The 268-nt window shown below is 70.1% G+C and carries 1 pseudogene; it reads left to right on the forward strand.

Going from position 1 to position 268, the window contains the following annotated elements:
• Positions 1-268 (forward strand): annotated as a pseudogene (locus ACQG3P_RS19875) (S9 family peptidase); the annotation flags it as partial.

Genomic DNA, 268 nt, shown 5'->3' on the forward strand with positions numbered 1-268 from the left:
TCGACAGCGCGCTGTCGCCCGAGACCCGCAGCCTGATCGTGGTGACCACGCCGAAGAGCTTCGACGAAGGCCGCGGCGGCAAGATGCCCAAGGACGTGACCGAATCGGGCTACGAGGAGTTCGAGGACACCCGTACCCGCGTGGGCCGCCACGACCCGGAACCGAACGCGCTGTGGCTGGTCGACGCCGTCACCGGCACTGTCAAGCCGCTGTCGCTGGACAGCCTGCCGGGCATCGGCACCGACCCGCTGGCCGCGCTGCGCAAGGA

This window comes from Stenotrophomonas sp. SrG (assembly GCF_050031795.1).
GTDB classification, from domain to species: Bacteria; Pseudomonadota; Gammaproteobacteria; order Xanthomonadales; family Xanthomonadaceae; genus Stenotrophomonas; species Stenotrophomonas rhizophila_A.